The organism is Bacillus sp. SRB3LM, assembly GCF_015712745.1.
GTDB lineage: Bacteria > Bacillota > Bacilli > Bacillales > Bacillaceae_G > Bacillus_A > Bacillus_A thuringiensis_K.
Window position 1 is genome coordinate 298662 of record NZ_VWVQ01000076.1, and the last position, 16339, is coordinate 315000.

Genomic DNA, 16339 nt, shown 5'->3' on the forward strand with positions numbered 1-16339 from the left:
TGTCTCCTCTCCATATATCTCTATTCTTAGTTTACCAAAACAGATAAAATGTTACAAAAAATAAAACAATTACTCACAGCCTATCCTTGTTCACATTATATCCATTGTGAATTTTTTCACAATGGATATATAATAAACTTGTAAATACAATATTGGAGGGATTTCAATGGTTATCAATTTTTTAAGAACTGATAAACGTGCTACTTTCATATTATTACTTTTACGGCTTTACATAGGATATACATGGCTCGCTGCTGGGATAGGCAAAGTCTTCGGACAATCTTTTGACGCAAGTGGCTTTCTAAAGGGTGCTATTGCTCAAGCATCTGGTGACCACCCTGCAGTACAAAGTTGGTGGGCAGATTTTCTTCAACATTTTGTCCTTCCAAACGCAGACCTATTTAGCTTTTTAGTTCAATGGGGAGAAATTTTAGTAGGTCTAGGTTTAATTTTAGGCGGACTAACAAAAACAGCTGCATTTTTCGGAATCATAATGAATCTTTCATTTTTATTAAGTGGAACTGTTAGTGTAAACCCAAACCTGCTTATTTTGACTATGTTCATTTTAGTTGCAGGGCAGAACGCTGGACGTATTGGATTAGATGGCTCTGTTTTCCCTAAACTTTTCCGTAAAAACAACCAAGAAACATATAAATTAAGTAAAACTGCGTAGTAACAGTTTACTTTTAAAATATAAATAAGAAAAAGAGCCTGAATATAGGCTCTTTTTCTTATTTATCCTAATTTAAACTTTTAACGAGCCACGAAAACCTCTGGCAGCATAGTAAGAGTCTGCTCCATTGTGGTACACGAAAACATGTCCAAAACGATAATCGCAAAATAGAGCACCACCGAGTTCTCTAATATCTGAAGGTGTTTGTACCCAACTTGATGATTTCATGTCAAAATCGCCAAGTTGTTGCAATTCCCGATATTGTTCTTCCGTTAATAGTTCAATGCCCATAGCATTGGCAACATCAATAACGTTATTTTCTGGTTTATGTTTTTTTCTTGATTCTAACGCTTCAAGATCATAACAAAGACTTCTGCGACCTTTAGGACTCTCCTTTGAACAATCATAGAAAGTATATTCGTCCTTTTCTTCATCATAACCGACAACATCCGGCTCACCGCCAGTTACTTCCATTTCGTTAAGTGACCATAATTTTTCAGCATTACCTTCTATCTTCGCTTCAACTTTAGCCCATTCAAGACCTTCATGGCGGTTCATGTTTTTCTCAAAACGAACTTGCAATACTTTCAATAACTCTTCACGTTTTTCTACTAGTAAGTCATTTTTATTCCCTGTCATATTAGTCCTCCCTAATGTATGTACTGATAGTAGTTTAAGTATATATTTTATAATAAATCATCTCAATATGAAGACCGTTTCAACCTTATGTCTTGTACAAACACCCATTACAAAGTCCTAAAACCCTCCATACTCTCTCCAAGAATATAGTGTGAAAACCACATCAAGTTCTGCTTCATAATAGCTACATGAACTCCTGGTTGGTCAGAACTATATGCCATTCCTTTAAATATAATTAATTCTGTATCAACTTCCATATCCATTAATCCTTGATATAGATCATATGCATTTGTAATTGGAATTCTTGCATCCTTTTCCCCATGTTGAATTAAGGTAGGCGTACAAGCTGATTTAATATACGTCATAGGTGATGTCTTCGTATATATCTCTGGATCATTCCATGGAGTATTTCCTAAATACATTCTAATAAAGTAAGGTATATCTGTATTTACATAATGGGTACTCCAGTTAGTGATTCCACCGCCAACTGAAATAGCTTTAAATCGACTACTAAATGTAGAACAGAAAGCTGATACATATCCACCGTTGCTCCATCCCATAACTCCTACCCTATCCTTGTCTACCATCCCTTTTTCTACTAGTTCATCCACTCCAGATATAACATCATCGTAGTCAGCAATCCCCTGTTTTCTATAGTTAGCTTTTAAAAATTCATTACCATAACCTGAACTTCCTCTGTAATTTGGTTCTAAAACGATAAAGCCTTTTTCAATAAACTGTTCAATTGGATATTTCTCATTGAAGCAGTCTGAAAATATCGGAAAAGATGCCCAAGCCGGACCGCCGTGAATTACTACTAATAAAGGATATTTTTTATTAGTGTCAAACTCTACTGGCGTTGATAAAACACCTTCTATTTCAAGATCATCGCTACTTTTCCATGAGATGATTTCCCTGTTACTTCTAAGTTTCCCTTTGAAAAAGCTATTTTCATTCGTTATTTTTTTATCGTCTAAATAGATTTCAAAGGTTTCATTTGTTATTGCCTTATTGTAGGATATATGTTTGCCATCCTTTGTTATAGAAGCATCCATTATAAAGCCATCTACTTTTTCGCTTAATATTTCCACAGTGCCATCTTCGGCTAGCAATCCAATAAGATAATTCGTTTTATTCTGCCACCTAATTAAAACCCCTTTAGCTGTCCACTGTAATGGCATAACTGTACTATCAAAATCTGTTAAAAGTTGAATTAGCTCTCCGGTATTTATATCATATATCTCTAACGTACTATCTTGTATATGGTTTCTATAGTAATCCTTCTCTCTTATGCTTGCTGTGTAACATATTTTACTGCCGTCAGGAGAAAAGCAAACACTCCCTCCCAACAACTTATTCACATTCAGCTTTTGTAGCTCTCCAGCTTTAATATGGAGTATGTATAGATCTCCATTTATATAATCTTCCATATTTGAGCTTGGTGTCGCCATAAATACAACCTTTTTACCATCATTTGAAATATCAAATTCATGGATATGAAAATCCTTACCATCCGTTAATTGATAAACAACTCTGTTCTCGTGTTCATCTGTATCACTTTGTATCACCTTTTCTATTTCAATGTAATATAAACAATTATTCTGGTGTTCCTTACCTATATGTTGAAAATCTCCATATAGGTCCTTACGTTTCTTTATCTCCTCACATTCTTTTGACTGCGTAACATAATAAAGACCCTTGCCAGTAGGACCCCATTTGAATGTACTGACTCCTTCTTTCTCATCAGTAATTTGAACCTCTCTATAACCATCTAGTGACTTAACAAATATCTGATTTTTCCCATCACCAACTGGACTAAGATATGCGATACACCTAGCATCTGGAGACCATAATGGGTGTGTACTATCTATATCCCCATTTGATAATGGGTAACTCTGCTTCTTATCTTTTTCATATATCCATACATGATTCCTATATGTATTTTCTTTCCAATCAGCCGTCTTCTTAACAAATGCTACGTTTTTACCATCATCACTTATGTTTGTACTTGATAAGGTTGGTAATGAAATAATCTCTTCTATACTTAAATATGTTTTTTCATTCACTTTAATCAATATACCCCCTTGAAATGTCCATAAATCTCTCGTCTCTTTTTGTCGTAATAAAGGAAATTGTTCACGAATACTTAAAATGATAATGGAAAATTCAGATAAATAAAAGTGAATTCGATAAAGTAAAACTTTAATCTATAGGGTTCTATCCGCTTACCAATTCTAGATGTTCTTTTTCGACACAAAAACACCCCTTTTAGATACAAATTTGTAAGTTTATTTTAAAGCTATAACTATATGTTGGTTTGGAATAAAATTTGATAAAAATGAAGTCACAAATCTTTATTTAACAACAAAAAAATCCATTTTGAAAAAACGATTGATCAAAATAGAATTACTCTTTTTAACTAAGTATGAGATTTTTATAAAAAAATTTTAATCAAAACTCACTTAGAATCTTTACTTGAAGGAATAAAGCTTCGCATCTTTTTTATGAACATCGTTAAACTAAGATAAACTTTGACTGCATCTGTAATTAATTGTAAAATATTACACATAGAAAGGTATTATAAAATAAATATAGAAGGGGTATGTTTTTTAGTTTTAAAGGGGCTAAAGCACATCTATTTTATGTTTTTAGAGGGAGAATTGAAAAATCATATGAAGAATTTCAAAAAGAGTACAGGTAAAATTTTACTAGCATCCGGATTAGTAGTTTCTATGTCAGCTTGTAGTGTAACTAGTTTATTTGGAGAAAAAGAAAAAACAAATGCTGAATCTGGTAAACAAGAAAGTAAAGAAACTACGACAGAAGGAACAAGTTCAACTAAGTCAGAAAGTAAATCATCTGAAACAAAGGAAAAATCAACTAACTCGAAAGAAGAAAGTAAAGATGTTAAGATGATTATGGTTTTACCTGAGGATTACCCACAACTTATGGTAGACATTGAAGAAGACTTATTAAGACGTCTAGATTACTATGATGCTTCTGTAAGGGATAATAAAAAGGGAAGTAAGTCAAATGAAGAGGTACGAGATAGTATTAAAGACTTAGATAAAGTATTTAATAAAATAGAGCGTATAGATGCACCAGGAAAATACAAGGAAGACCATAAGGAAATTGTAAAAGCTGTTCAAAAGTTAAAAGAGTCTTTCAAAGAAGTATCGAAGTTATTTGATTACTCTAAAACACTTAAAGATACGGATGATGCAATCATAGATAAAGCAAACAATAAATTAGATGAAGCAAAACGCATTTGGAAACCTGTATTTGATAAGTTAAAAGCGGAAGCTAAGGGTGGTTCAACAACTACTTCTACAACAAGTGGTACTAGTTCTTCTAACTCACCGAGTTTATCTAGTGGTAATACAGTTAAAACATACAGTACCCAAGATAAAACTGGTATATTCAAAGGAAAAATTGATACACCAGACGAGGATTCCGCTAAGTTTAAGAATGTACAGAACAACTATAAAGACGGTACAGAGCTTGTAGGTAATTGGGGTATTGATTACGGAGACGGAGTCAAAACTACGTTAGTCCTAAAAGCAGATAAGACATTTGAAACATATGCAAATGGTTCTTATCCAAATAAAGATAATTACTTAACAGGAACATACCAAGCAGACGTTTCTTCCCATCAGTTAACGCTAATGGTGGAAAAAGGAACTCAAAATGGTCAAGAAGTGAAATTGGAAAGACCTATTTATTCATCATATGAGGTTAAAAATTTAGATGGTAAAGCATTACAGATTTTCCACATAGACGAACAAGTAACAATTTGTTATGTAAAACAATAAATAACTAAAAAAAACTCTGTAAAATGATTTTTACAGAGTTTTTTTCTTAGTTTTAATTTATTATAAACGATCAGACTTTTTTATAAACTATCAAAATTTATTTCAAACGCATACTATATTTATTAACCTACCAACGTCCTACTCAACAGTAACAGACTTAGCTAAGTTACGTGGCTTATCAACGTCACACTCGCGGTGAAGTGCTGCGTAGTATGAGATAAGTTGTAATGGAATAACTGCTACTAGCGGTGCTAGTGCTTCGTGTACAGCTGGTAATACGAAGCTGTCACCTTCCATTTCTAAGCCTTTCATTGAGATGATACATGGGTTAGCTCCGCGTGCTACTACTTCTTTCACGTTACCACGAATTCCAAGGTTTACGTGCTCTTGTGTAGCAAGTGCAATAACTGGTGTACCATTTTCAATTAAAGCGATTGTACCGTGTTTTAACTCTCCTCCAGCGAATCCTTCTGCTTGGATGTAAGAGATTTCTTTTAGTTTTAACGCGCCTTCTAATCCTACGTAGAAGTCTACGCTACGTCCGATGAAGAAACAGTTACGCGTTGTTGCTAAAAATTGTTTTGCTAATGCGTCCATTTCTTCTTTTTGATCACAAAGTTCTATCATTGCATTTGCTACAAGTCCTAGTTCGTGTGTTAAATCGAAATCAAGAACTTCACCTTTTGCTTTAGCAATATCAGCTGCTAAAATTGAAAGTACTGCAAGCTGTGCTGTGTAAGCTTTCGTTGATGCAACTGCAATTTCTGGTCCAGCGTATAACGGAAGTGTATAATCAGCTTCACGAGAAAGTGTAGAACCAGGCACGTTTGTAATTGTTAAGGCTTTATGGCCCATTTCATTTGTTTGCACAAGTACTGCACGGCTATCAGCTGTTTCACCACTTTGTGAAATGTAAATGAAGAATGGTCTTTCTGTTAATAATGGCATGTTATAAGAGAATTCACTTGCCACGTGTACTTCAACTGGCATTTTTGCAAACTTCTCGATAAATTGTTTTCCAACAAGACCTGCATGATAACTCGTTCCACATGCAATGATGTAAATACGATCGCTATCTAAAATCGCATTGCGGATGTCTTGATTTAATTCAATTTCGCCATTTTCATCTTGATACTTTTGAATTATATTACGGATTACAAGTGGTTGCTCATCGATTTCTTTAAGCATGAAATGAGGATATGTTCCCTTTTCAATATCACTTGCGTCTAATTCCGCTGTAAACGGTGCACGTTCAATCGTTTCACCTTGTAAGTTTTTAATTGTAATACTTTCTTTCGTTACAATTACGATTTCTTTATCCATTAACTCAATAAATTGATCTGTAACTTGTAACATCGCCATAGCGTCGCTTGCCACAACATTAAAGTTGTCACCAACACCTACTAATAGCGGGCTTTTGTTTTTAGCAACATAAATCATGTTTGGATTTTCAGCATCAAGTAATCCGATTGCATAAGAGCCATGTAAAAGAGATAGTGTATTACGGAACGCTTCTTCTACACTTAATCCTGTGCTCACTTGTTGTTCCATAAGCTGTACGATAACCTCTGTATCTGTTTCACTTACGAACGTTACATCTTGTAAATATTCCTTTTTCACTAATTCATAGTTTTCAATTACACCGTTATGAACTAATGTAAAGCGTTTTGATGTACTTTGATGCGGATGCGCGTTTACTTTACTTGGAACACCGTGTGTAGCCCAGCGTGTGTGTCCGATACCTACGCTTGCTGCTACGTTCTCATCTACGATTTCACGAAGTTTTGCGATACGGCCTTTTTCTTTGTATACAACAACACCGTTCTCTGCTTGTACTGCAATACCTGCTGAATCATATCCACGATATTCTAGCTTTTCTAAACCTTTTAATAAAATTTCCTTTGCATCTTGCTCTCCAATAAATCCTACGATTCCACACATGTTTAGTCGCCGTTACAAATGCTTACACTGCTCTGCGAACATGTAACGACATAGTCCGATACCATTTTTATTTATACTAAAAAACGGATTACATATTGCTAGCCCTGTAAGCTTGTAACGGCTTTCACCTTCCTCTCGATTGGGTTTAAGTCCGTATATACTTATACAGCTAGTTTTCATCCGTTCCTCTTCTCTCATCACACTTTCACCTTTGTCCACTAAGTCACCTTAATGATTTAAGTAAAAGCTTGCGGTTGTGATGAACAACCGGGAGTCATCCGCCGAAATCTCGATAAACCCCACCTCGTCAACTACACTATTTGTAGTTCTGGCGCTTTTATAATTTACAATATTTCCTTTGAGAAAAAGAACAAGACCATCTTATAACAAACATGGATAAACCGTCAATGAAATTTTTTTCATTGTCTATAAAACATATGAAAAAGGAACACTTTTTGTGCTCCTTTTTCATATAAATTCAGCTAATTATTCAGCGCCAACTTCAGCTTTCACAACTTCTACAATGCGATGTACATATGCATCACAAACTTCTTGTGTTGGTGCTTCTGCCATTACACGAATAAGTGGCTCTGTTCCAGATGGACGAACAAGAATACGGCCATCACCGTTCATTTCTTCCTCTACAACACGAATAATTTCTTTAATTTTTTCGTTTTCTAATGCTAATTTTTTATCTGTTACACGAACGTTTACTAGCAATTGTGGGAATTTCGTCATTTCTCCTGCAAGCTCAGATAATGGCTTTTTCGTCATTTTCATGATGTTTACAAGTTGAAGTGCACTTAACATTCCATCACCAGTTGTAATGTAATCAAGTAAGATAATATGGCCTGATTGTTCTCCACCTAAGTTGTAACCTCCGCGCTTCATTTCTTCCATTACGTAGCGGTCACCAACTGCTGTTTTATCACTTGTAATATTATTTGCTTCAAGTGCTTTGTAGAAACCTAAGTTACTCATAACAGTTGAAACAACTGTATTATGTTTTAATTGACCAGTTTCTTTCATATACTTCGCACAAATGAACATAATTTGATCACCGTCAACGATGTTTCCTTTTTCGTCTACAGCAATTAAACGGTCGCCATCGCCATCAAAAGCAAGTCCGATATCCGCTCCTTTTTCTTTTACCAATTCAGCTAAGCCTTCTGGATGTGTAGATCCTACACCTTCATTAATATTCATACCATTTGGAGAAGTTCCCATTGTTGAAATATCAGCTTCTAGGTCTGCAAATAAGTATGGAGCTAGAGAAGAAGTTGCACCATGTGCACAATCTAAAGCGATATGTAGGCCGGAGAAATCTTCTTCAACAGTTTGTTTAATGTACTGTAAATATTTTTGTCCACCTTCAAAGTAATCGCTCACTTGTCCAAGATTAGTACCTGTCGGACGTGGTAGTTCATCAACTTCTTTGTCTAATAAAGCTTCAATCTCAGCTTCTTGCTCATCTGTTAATTTAAAGCCGTCTGAACCAAAGAATTTAATACCGTTATCTTGTACTGGATTATGAGATGCAGAAATCATAACACCCGCTTGTGCGTCTAGTGCTTTTGTTAAATAAGCAACGCCCGGTGTAGAAATAACGCCAAGGCGCATTACTTCTGCTCCAGTTGATAATAGCCCTGCTACTAAAGCTCCTTCTAACATATGGCCAGATACACGTGTATCACGACCGATGATTACTTTTGGACGATCTGTATCTTTTGTTAATACATAACCACCAAAACGTCCAATTTTGAAAGCTAATTCAGGTGTTAACTCCTTATTTGCAACTCCGCGTACTCCATCTGTACCAAAATATTTACCCATTATGATTCGCTCCTTTTTCTTGCTCTTTTTGATTGTGATTATCTACTGTTGGTTCTTGACTCGTTTCTTTATCTTGATTTTGATTTTGGTTTTGGTTTTGATTCTTTTCCTGTTCTTTTTCTGAATCAGGTTCAGGATTTTTTGGTTTCTCATTTTGATTTTCTTGATCGGTGTTTGAATCCGGTTGTTGACCGTTACCCTGTACTTCTTTATCTGGTTTTTCTTTCTTCACAATAGTAACTTTAGCACTTTTTTGTTTTGGTTCTATTGAAATATTACCAGGACCACTCACTTGAATGGAAATATCTTTCGTTCCTGGAGATACATTTTGCAGATTAATTACCGCTGTTATTTGAGCAGCTGTTATTTTATCTACTATACTTGCTTCTCCTGAAATATCAACACTTATCTTTCCATCTTGCGGCGAAAGTAGCTGAGCAGTAACATCTTTAGAAAGTCCATTTTTCTGGATTGGGATACCATCAATCGTTTTTGTTTTCGTTTGTTTTGTTTTTTGCACTCCCACCGAAACCTTCACTTGATTCGGTTTTGCACTTGTTACACCCTTGGGTAATAAAACAGAGGCATCGAATGTTGTAGACTCTGTCAATTGACTAAGATCTACTTCGACCCCCTCTAGCGATTGTATATTATCCAAAATATCTTTTGGACCTGCTATCGTTACTTCTCTCGGCTCAACACTGATATTTGTAACTGCCAATCCTTCTGCTAAACTCCCCTTCTTCGTATACGTTACAGGAACAGTTTTTTCAGTATTATTGGCTGTAGTTTGCATTGCCACATTCAACGTTACACTAATCTTAGATGGACTTGTTCTTACATTTAAACGTTTTCCTTCTTTATTGTATAATGTAACTTCGGGCGTTTTTGTAACAGTTTTATTAACACCTTTTAAATCAACATACGCTTTGGCAGATGAAATACTTTCAATTTCTTCTTTCGTCCCAACTACCTCAACAGTATCCGGTTTAAGGCTTGATTTTTCTAGTGTAGCCCCCGCTGGCATCTGATCCTCATTTGATAATTTCAGATCTACATGAACATATTTTCTCGCCTTTTCATGCAGAGTAACTTTAATTGTTGATGGCTGAACTGTTCCTTTCACATCATCTGGAAGCCCGTTCGTTTTTAAAGAAATCTCATAAGTTCCTTTTGGACTATCTCGCAAATCAATCGGTATATCAAATTGTTTTTTTGCTTTTGCTGTAGCAACTGATGCTTTTGGGCCTTCTAATTTCACCTTAACGCCCTCTGCTGGAATACCACTTACAATATATTTCTCCTCATCATACTTAAGATTAATAGCATAATTAGTTAATGTTTCTTTCGTATCATTTGCAAAAGGTAATATACCTGATGTCGTATTTTTTTCAGTTAACGTCGCTGACATAAAAAGCATACACGCCAATAGTAATGAGATCCCTTTTAAAAACCAATGATTCTCCATTAACTTATCCATGACGCTTTCTCCTCCAATTCCATAAAGACGAAGAAGTCGTTTTTTCGTTTCCACTAAATTCAGCTAATAACATATCCTTCAGCTGTTCTGTCTTCAAATCACGATGCAACTTACCATTTTTCGTTAAAGAAATTTGACCAGTTTCTTCAGACACAACTACTGTAATACTATCAGTAACTTCACTAACTCCCATTGCAGCACGATGTCTAGTTCCTAATTCTTTAGAAATAAACGGACTTTCTGATAATGGAAGATAGCATGCTGCTGCTTTAATTGTACTTCCTTGCATAATTACCGCTCCGTCATGAAGAGGTGTATTTGGAATAAAAATATTAATAAGTAATTCCGATGATACGTTTGCATTCAGCGGAATACCCGTTTCCACATAATCACCCATACCGGTCTCTTTTGACAAAGTAATTAATGCACCAATTCTACGTTTCCCCATATATTCGGTTGCTTTTGCTATCGCTGTTGCAACCATTTCAGGTTCATCATCCTCATGCGTTCCAACACGCGAAAATAAGCTTCCGCGCCCTAGCTGCTCAAGTGCTCTTCTCAATTCTGGCTGAAAGATAATAATAACGGCTAAAAATCCCCACGTTAATACTTGTTCAGTTAGCCAAGATAGCGTACGCAATTCAAGGAAAATACTGATCATCTTAACGACGATAATAACTGTAATCCCTTTTAAAAGTTGAACAGCTTTCGTCCCTCGGATTATAAGAATTAGCTTATATATAATAAACCATACAATGGCAATATCTAATGCCGTACTAAGATATTTCAAAATGGTCGTATCTTCAAAAGGCATGCTATCCCTTCCTCCTACTTACGAGCAATTCTATCCATATATTGAAATATTGTTTTATGCTCTATCTGTATGTATTTCCAACAACTAGTTAATTATACCATACATGAAACAAACGACAATTACAAACAACCCCCTTTAGCTCAAATTGGTAAGATGTCAAACATTTTTATTGTACAGTATAATATAAATCATTATTATACGCCTATTTTCAAATAAAAAAAGCAACTTCTCAGTTGCTTTTCTTACATTTATTTTAGTTTTTCACCGAATAAAGAACCCATTAAAGCAACTGCTGTTGTTGCCGTTCTATTTCTCTCATCTAAAATCGTATTTACCTCAACAAATTCAGCAGATGTGATAATATCAGCTTCTGCTAACATTTCCATCGCCAAATGACTTTCACGATAAGATAGACCGCCAATTACAGGCGTTCCAACACCTGGTGCATCATGAGGATCAAGACCGTCTAAATCTAATGATAAGTGTACACCATCAGTATGAGATAAATATGCGATTGTTTCTTCCATAACAGCCGTCATCCCCATACGATCAATTTCATGCATTGAGAACACTTTAATACCTTCATTGCGAATGAAATCTTTTTCTCCATCATCCAATGCACGCGCACCGATAATTACGACATTCTCTTTTTTCACCTTTGGATATGCTCCGTATAAATCTACAAGTGAAGAATGTCCATAACCTAAACTTGCTGCAAGTGACATACCATGAATATTTCCAGATGGTGAAGTTTCCTCTGTATTTAAATCACCGTGTGCATCATACCAAATAACGCCTAAGTTTTTATAATGTTTTGCTACACCAGCTAATGTACCGATAGCAATACTATGGTCACCACCTAATACAAGTGGAAAACGACCTTCTTCTATAATATGATCCACCTTACTTGCTAATTCATTACATACAGTTGCAACTTGTGTAAGGTTTCTTAATTTTGTATTTTCATCTATCTCTTTTTCTCTCTCTATACATATATCTCCCATATCTTTAACTTCATATCCAATTTCTTCAATTCTTTCAATTACCCCTGCATAACGGATCGCGCTCGGTCCCATATCAACTCCACGGCGCATCTGTCCTAAATCCATTGGAACTCCAATAACTGAGATTTCTTTTTTCATAGATAGTATCCCCCTTTTATGCCTTCACTAAATATTTTAAATCTTTTATATAGTCTGACTCAACTCGACATTTTTCTGTATGGATATACAATTTATTCACTTATATTTATACTGAAAACCAAATTTTAAAACTATTCTATGTATAAAGTTAACTTAATGAAACAATCGCAATCACTATTATTAAATAATAATAATAAAACACTCCTACATTTAGAAGTGTTTTTCTGATGCTATTTTCCATACTGTTGCAATATTTTTTGTTGTCATTTCAATATTTTCTTCTGCTACTTTATATGCTTCTTCTAGTGTCATCGGTCTCGTTGTAATACTAAATACCGCATCTATTCCTTTCTCGTACACAGCTGAATAATCAGGTGATACAGACCCTCCAATAGCAATTACAGGCACAGAAAAACGTTTTGCACGCCCCGCAACACCCACAGGAGCCTTTCCATATGCAGTTTGTTTATCTATTCTACCTTCACCAGTTATAATGAGATTTGCATCTTCTATATGTTTATCGAAATTTGTATAATCTAATACAATTTCAATGCCTCTCCGCAAGTCTCCCTTTAACACTGAAATAACAGCCGCTCCCATTCCTCCCGCTGCCCCTGCACCAGGTATGTCAGATACATCAAAAGATACATATCGTTTAAGCATATTCGCATAATGTTGTAAATTCTCATCTAGCTCTTTCATCATCTCTACATTTGCACCCTTTTGTCTCCCAAATATGAAAGATGCTCCCTGCATTCCGACTAATGGATTATCCACATCACATGCCGCTTCTATCTTTACCCCCTTTAAGCGGGGGTCCATTCGTGAAAAATCAATAGCAACAATCGAATGTAATGTGCCTCCAGATGGATCTATTACTTCACCCTTGTCATTTATAAATCTTACTCCTAAAGCTGCTAACATACCTGTCCCACCATCATTTGTAGCACTTCCTCCAAGTCCTAAAATTATGTACTCCACTCCTTGATCTAGCGCATGTAATATAAGTTCTCCTGTTCCTTTTGTCGTTGTAATAAGTGGGTTGCGCTTTTCAACTGGAACGTGCTGTAATCCTGATGCTGCTGCCATTTCAATAAACGCTGTCTTTTTATCTTTAGAAATGCCATAAAAAGCTTGTATACCTTCTCTAAGCGGTCCTGTCACACTAATTGATATAATTCTCCCCCCTGTAGCATCAACAAGTGATTCAACCGTCCCTTCTCCTCCATCTCCAATTGGTATTTTCACATACTCTGCATTAGGAAAAATTGCTCTAAAACCTCTTTCAATAGCTCCACATACTTCTATAGCTTTTAGGCTTTCTTTATATGAATCAGATGCAATAACAACTTTCACAATTATCTCCCCATCCCTTATTTTTACGTTTTCTTCATTTTAAACGACAAGTATAAAAGTTGTCTTTTTGAACACAAAAAAAGCTTACATCATATGATGTAAGCTTTTTTATTTAGATGGAGCCTAGCGGGATCGAACCGCTGACCTCCTGCGTGCAAGGCAGGCGCTCTCCCAGCTGAGCTAAGGCCCCTTAATTAAGCGGAAGACGGGATTCGAACCCGCGACCCCAACCTTGGCAAGGTTGTATTCTACCACTGAACTACTTCCGCAAAAATGATGAGCCATGAAGGACTCGAACCTTCGACCCTCTGATTAAAAGTCAGATGCTCTACCAACTGAGCTAATGGCTCGTAAATGGCTGGGCTAGCTGGATTCGAACCAGCGCATGACGGAGTCAAAGTCCGTTGCCTTACCGCTTGGCTATAGCCCATCGAAATAATTTTCTTCTTTTCAAAGACAAATGTTATTGTACCATAATGTCCAATAAAAAACAACTGCTATATAGCAGAAGTTAAAATGGCGGTCCCGACCGGGGTCGAACCGGCGATCTCCTGCGTGACAGGCAGGCATGTTAACCACTACACCACGGGACCATTTGGTTGCGGGGACAGGATTTGAACCTGCGACCTTCGGGTTATGAGCCCGACGAGCTACCGTGCTGCTCCACCCCGCGATAATACTATTTATATAAAATTTATATGGTGGAGGATGACGGGATCGAACCGCCGACCCCCTGCTTGTAAGGCAGGTGCTCTCCCAGCTGAGCTAATCCTCCAAAGTGGTGACCCGTACGGGATTCGAACCCGTGTTACCGCCGTGAAAGGGCGGTGTCTTAACCACTTGACCAACGGGCCAAATATTATAAATCCTATGGCGGAGAGCAAGGGATTCGAACCCTTGATACGCTTGTGACGTATACACGATTTCCAATCGTGCTCCTTCGGCCAACTCGGACAGCTCTCCAATGGCTCCGCAGGTAGGAATCGAACCTACGACCGATCGGTTAACAGCCGATAGCTCTACCGCTGAGCTACTGCGGAATAATATTGCCTGGCAACGTCCTACTCTCACAGGGACAAGGTCCCAACTACCATCGGCGCTAGAGAGCTTAACTTCCGTGTTCGGTATGGGAACGGGTGGTGACCTCTCTGCCATCATTACCAGACTGTATTCATTTAAGACAAGAATTATTATAACTCATTTACTTTTGAAAGTCAACAAGTTTTTTATATTCTTTCAAAACTAGATAACATTGCTACATATTATATGGTTAAGTCCTCGATCTATTAGTATTCGTCAGCTCCACATGTCACCATGCTTCCACCTCGAACCTATCAACCTGATCATCTTTCAGGGATCTTACTAGCTTACGCTATGGGAAATCTCATCTTGAGGGGGGCTTCATGCTTAGATGCTTTCAGCACTTATCCCTTCCGCACATAGCTACCCAGCTATGCCCTTGGCAGAACAACTGGTACACCAGCGGTGCGTCCATCCCGGTCCTCTCGTACTAAGGACAGCTCCTCTCAAATTTCCTACGCCCACGACGGATAGGGACCGAACTGTCTCACGACGTTCTGAACCCAGCTCGCGTACCGCTTTAATGGGCGAACAGCCCAACCCTTGGGACCGACTACAGCCCCAGGATGCGATGAGCCGACATCGAGGTGCCAAACCTCCCCGTCGATGTGGACTCTTGGGGGAGATAAGCCTGTTATCCCCGGGGTAGCTTTTATCCGTTGAGCGATGGCCCTTCCATGCGGAACCACCGGATCACTAAGCCCGACTTTCGTCCCTGCTCGACTTGTAGGTCTCGCAGTCAAGCTCCCTTATGCCTTTGCACTCTACGAATGATTTCCAACCATTCTGAGGGAACCTTTGGGCGCCTCCGTTACACTTTAGGAGGCGACCGCCCCAGTCAAACTGCCCACCTGACACTGTCTCCCGGGTCGATAAGACCCGTAGGTTAGAATTTCAATACAGTCAGGGCGGTATCCCACCAGCGCCTCCACCGAAGCTAGCGCTCCGGTTTCAATGGCTCCCGCCTATCCTGTACAAACTGTACCAAAATTCAATATCAGGCTACAGTAAAGCTCCACGGGGTCTTTCCGTCCTGTCGCGGGTAACCTGCATCTTCACAGGTACTATAATTTCACCGAGTCTCTGGTTGAGACAGTGCCCAAATCGTTACACCTTTCGTGCGGGTCGGAACTTACCCGACAAGGAATTTCGCTACCTTAGGACCGTTATAGTTACGGCCGCCGTTTACTGGGGCTTCAGTTCAGAGCTTCGCTTACGCTAACCCCTCTCCTTAACCTTCCAGCACCGGGCAGGTGTCACCCCCTATACTTCGCCTTACGGCTTCGCAGAGAGCTGTGTTTTTGCTAAACAGTCGCTTGGGCCTATTCACTGCGGCTTTCCGTTAAGAAAGCACCCCTTCTCCCGAAGTTACGGGGTCATTTTGCCGAGTTCCTTAACCAGAGTTCTCTCGCACACCTTAGGATTCTCTCCTCGCCTACCTGTGTCGGTTTGCGGTACAGGCACCTTTTATCTCGCTAGAAGCTTTTCTTGGCAGCGGGGAATCAAAGACTTCGCTCCATAAGGAGCTTCCCCATCACAGCTCAGCCTTTACGATAAGCGGATTTGCCT

At 37.8% G+C, this 16339-nt stretch carries 11 protein-coding genes, 10 tRNA genes and 2 rRNA genes (1 of these 23 running past the window's edge); 2 read left to right on the forward strand and 21 right to left on the reverse strand.

The window, feature by feature from the left end:
• The first annotated feature begins 166 nt into the window (after positions 1-166).
• A complete protein-coding gene (locus F3I02_RS22775; protein WP_196478471.1) occupies positions 167-673 on the forward strand; it encodes a DoxX family membrane protein in 507 nt (168 codons plus the stop codon).
• A gap of 72 nt (positions 674-745) precedes the next feature.
• Here F3I02_RS22775 and F3I02_RS22780 read toward each other — a convergent pair whose 3' ends face one another.
• Positions 746-1312, reverse strand: coding sequence for a DUF4256 domain-containing protein (locus F3I02_RS22780; protein ID WP_000147399.1), 567 nt, complete (start codon positions 1310-1312; stop codon positions 746-748).
• Between the two features lie 107 nt (positions 1313-1419).
• Positions 1420-3384, reverse strand: coding sequence for a S9 family peptidase (locus F3I02_RS22785; RefSeq protein WP_033672941.1), 1965 nt, complete (start codon positions 3382-3384; stop codon positions 1420-1422).
• A gap of 588 nt (positions 3385-3972) precedes the next feature.
• Here F3I02_RS22785 and F3I02_RS22790 point away from each other — a divergent pair.
• The gene (locus F3I02_RS22790; RefSeq protein ID WP_002163817.1) at positions 3973-5124 is read left to right on the forward strand and encodes a DUF3994 domain-containing protein; all 1152 of its coding nucleotides are present in this window, start codon (positions 3973-3975) and stop codon (positions 5122-5124) included.
• Positions 5125-5262: 138 nt separating this feature from the next.
• On the opposite strand, the gene glmS is transcribed toward F3I02_RS22790, so the two are convergent.
• From glmS to F3I02_RS22885, 19 genes are all read right to left on the reverse strand, one after another.
• Positions 5263-7065 carry a glutamine--fructose-6-phosphate transaminase (isomerizing) gene (glmS, locus tag F3I02_RS22795; protein WP_000334163.1) on the reverse strand — a complete coding sequence of 601 codons (1803 nt, stop codon included), beginning with the start codon at positions 7063-7065 and terminating at the stop codon, positions 5263-5265.
• A gap of 12 nt (positions 7066-7077) precedes the next feature.
• The gene (locus F3I02_RS22800) at positions 7078-7263 is read right to left on the reverse strand and encodes a hypothetical protein (protein WP_001206405.1); all 186 of its coding nucleotides are present in this window, start codon (positions 7261-7263) and stop codon (positions 7078-7080) included.
• A gap of 288 nt (positions 7264-7551) precedes the next feature.
• Positions 7552-8898, reverse strand: coding sequence for a phosphoglucosamine mutase (gene glmM, locus F3I02_RS22805; protein ID WP_000521476.1), 1347 nt, complete (start codon positions 8896-8898; stop codon positions 7552-7554).
• Positions 8891-10378, reverse strand: coding sequence for a CdaR family protein (locus tag F3I02_RS22810; RefSeq protein WP_000359592.1), 1488 nt, complete (start codon positions 10376-10378; stop codon positions 8891-8893). Before F3I02_RS22810 ends, glmM begins: the two co-directional genes overlap by 8 nt.
• Positions 10371-11192, reverse strand: a complete 822-nt coding sequence (gene cdaA / locus F3I02_RS22815; RefSeq protein WP_001115697.1) for a diadenylate cyclase CdaA — start codon at positions 11190-11192, stop codon at positions 10371-10373. The genes F3I02_RS22810 and cdaA overlap by 8 nt, the downstream gene beginning before the upstream one ends.
• Positions 11193-11440: 248 nt before the next feature.
• Positions 11441-12334 carry an arginase gene (rocF, locus tag F3I02_RS22820; protein WP_196478472.1) on the reverse strand — a complete coding sequence of 298 codons (894 nt, stop codon included), beginning with the start codon at positions 12332-12334 and terminating at the stop codon, positions 11441-11443.
• A gap of 210 nt (positions 12335-12544) precedes the next feature.
• Positions 12545-13690 carry a glycerate kinase gene (locus tag F3I02_RS22825; protein ID WP_196478473.1) on the reverse strand — a complete coding sequence of 382 codons (1146 nt, stop codon included), beginning with the start codon at positions 13688-13690 and terminating at the stop codon, positions 12545-12547.
• A gap of 117 nt (positions 13691-13807) precedes the next feature.
• Positions 13808-13880, reverse strand: a tRNA-Ala gene (locus F3I02_RS22830).
• 7 nt (positions 13881-13887) lie between these two features.
• A tRNA-Gly gene (locus F3I02_RS22835) sits at positions 13888-13959 on the reverse strand.
• An 8-nt stretch (positions 13960-13967) separates the two neighbouring features.
• Positions 13968-14040 (reverse strand) — tRNA-Lys (locus tag F3I02_RS22840).
• 5 nt (positions 14041-14045) lie between these two features.
• Positions 14046-14120: transfer RNA gene (locus F3I02_RS22845), tRNA-Gln, on the reverse strand.
• 87 nt (positions 14121-14207) lie between these two features.
• Positions 14208-14283, reverse strand: a tRNA-Asp gene (locus F3I02_RS22850).
• A 3-nt stretch (positions 14284-14286) separates the two neighbouring features.
• Positions 14287-14363: transfer RNA gene (locus F3I02_RS22855), tRNA-Met, on the reverse strand.
• A gap of 26 nt (positions 14364-14389) precedes the next feature.
• A tRNA-Val gene (locus tag F3I02_RS22860) sits at positions 14390-14465 on the reverse strand.
• A 4-nt stretch (positions 14466-14469) separates the two neighbouring features.
• Positions 14470-14544 (reverse strand) — tRNA-Glu (locus tag F3I02_RS22865).
• A gap of 17 nt (positions 14545-14561) precedes the next feature.
• Positions 14562-14653, reverse strand: a tRNA-Ser gene (locus F3I02_RS22870).
• Between the two features lie 2 nt (positions 14654-14655).
• Positions 14656-14730: transfer RNA gene (locus F3I02_RS22875), tRNA-Asn, on the reverse strand.
• A gap of 8 nt (positions 14731-14738) precedes the next feature.
• Positions 14739-14855, reverse strand: a 5S ribosomal RNA gene (gene rrf, locus F3I02_RS22880).
• Positions 14856-14956: 101 nt separating this feature from the next.
• A 23S ribosomal RNA gene (locus F3I02_RS22885) occupies positions 14957-16339 on the reverse strand (it continues 1540 nt past the right edge of the window).